The 1,598-nt window shown below is 68.2% G+C and carries 2 protein-coding genes; one reads left to right on the top strand and one right to left on the bottom strand.

All coding sequences use genetic code 11. The features are described from left to right. Window positions 1-882, top strand: an 882-nt coding sequence (locus ABVB68_RS36725) for a tyrosine-type recombinase/integrase (protein ID WP_353605565.1), incomplete at its 5' end; no start/stop codon positions are given. 157 nt (window positions 883-1,039) lie between these two features. On the opposite strand, the gene ABVB68_RS36720 is transcribed toward ABVB68_RS36725, so the two are convergent. Then, window positions 1,040-1,598: oxidoreductase dimerization domain-containing protein (locus tag ABVB68_RS36720; protein WP_353605564.1), on the bottom strand; the 559-nt coding region annotated here is incomplete at its 5' end.

Below are 1,598 nucleotides of genomic sequence, written 5' to 3'. Positions count from 1 at the left end.
TTGAAGGACGCGGTGGATCAGTACCTGTCGACCATCCCGAGCGTCAACACCCGACGCGGGTACGCCGTCGCCCTCAACCAATTGGTGCGCGACTTCGGCGCCGATTCGGATGTGGGACTGCTGGAGGCCGAGCGGGTCGGTGGCTGGTTCACCTTCAAGTGGGGCGGCAGCTCGGCACAGACGTTCAATGTCCGCCTCGCCTCCTTGCGTGGGGCGTGCGAGTACTGGCGGGCACAGGAGTGGCTCCTCGGCGATCCCGTCGTCCGGCTGGTGCCGCGCAGAGTGGCCCCGGACCATTCCCGGGCGATGACTCGTGACGAGGTCACCGGGCTGCTTGCGCAGGATGTGCCGCTGCGGGAGCGGGTGTTGTGGACCATGCTGTACGAGACCGCCGCCCGAGCCGACGAGCTGTTGCTGCTCGACATCCCGGACCTGGACACGGCGAACCGATGTGGCACGGTCACCCGCAAGGGCGGGGCAAGAGATGTGGTCGCGTGGCAGACCGGGACCGCGCGGCTGTTGCCGCGGTTGCTGGCGGGCCGGAAGAAGGGGCCGGTGTTCCTGACCGACCGGAAGGCGAAACCCGGTGTGGCCGTGGACGATATCGACCCGTCGACCCTTCGCGGGCGGTTGTCGTATCGCCGGGCGCTGGAATTGTTCGAGACACACACCGCTGACTTCACCCGCGGCCCCTTCACGCTGCATCAACTTCGCCATAGCCGTTTGACGCACGCCGCGGAGGACGGGGCGTCCACGCCGATGCTGATGCGCATGAGCGGCCACACCTCGGTGCGGTCGCTGGCTAGGTACGCGAACCCGTCGGCCGAGTCCCTGATGCGATGGCAGGCCCAGACCGACCCCGCCGCCCGCCGGCGGCGATGATCCGTGAAATGTACTGGTGTGACGGTGAACTGGCACACCGCAGGGCGGCAGACGCGTCGCCGCAGACCGGATTCCAGTTCGCCCCCGATAACAGCGTGTTATCCGGGGCAGTCGGAGTTCTGCATCACCCGATAGCCGGGCGATGCTCGTGGGGTGTCTATGCCCCGATTTCGCGGTGGACGCCGCCGGCCGCGGTGTTGACCCCTTCGGCGAGGGTGGGGTGGACGTGGATGGCTTGTGCGAGTTGGGTGTAGGTGGCACCGGTGGTCATCGCGATGACGGCTTCGTGGACGAGGTTCCCGCCGTCGGGTCCGGCGATGTGACAGCCCAGGATGGCATCGGTGGCGGCGTCGGCGACGAACTTGACCAGGCCACGGGTGTTGCCGATGGCGCGGGCTTTCACGACGCCGGTGAAGTCCTGGCGGCCGATGAGGACGTCGTAACCCGCTGCGCGGGCGGCGGGTTCGGTGAGTCCGACGGATCCGACTTCAGGGTCGGTGAACACCGCGTGCGGAACGATGCGACCGGCGGCGGTGCGGTCCTGTCCGCGGTAGGCGCTGCGGTAGACGATGTCGGCGTCGTCGCGGGCGGTGTGGGTGAACATCGGCCCGCCGCGCACGTCGCCGATGGCCCACACGTCCTCGGCGCTGGTGTGCAGGGTGTCGTCCACGGTGAGGAAGCCGTGCGAATCCGGTTGCAGGCCTAGATGTTCCAGG

This window comes from Streptomyces sp. NPDC096012, from assembly GCF_040426375.1.
Lineage (GTDB): Bacteria > Actinomycetota > Actinomycetes > Streptomycetales > Streptomycetaceae > Streptomyces.
The sequence above is the reverse complement of the archived record's forward strand: the minus strand, read 5'-3'. Positions and strand labels throughout refer to the sequence as shown.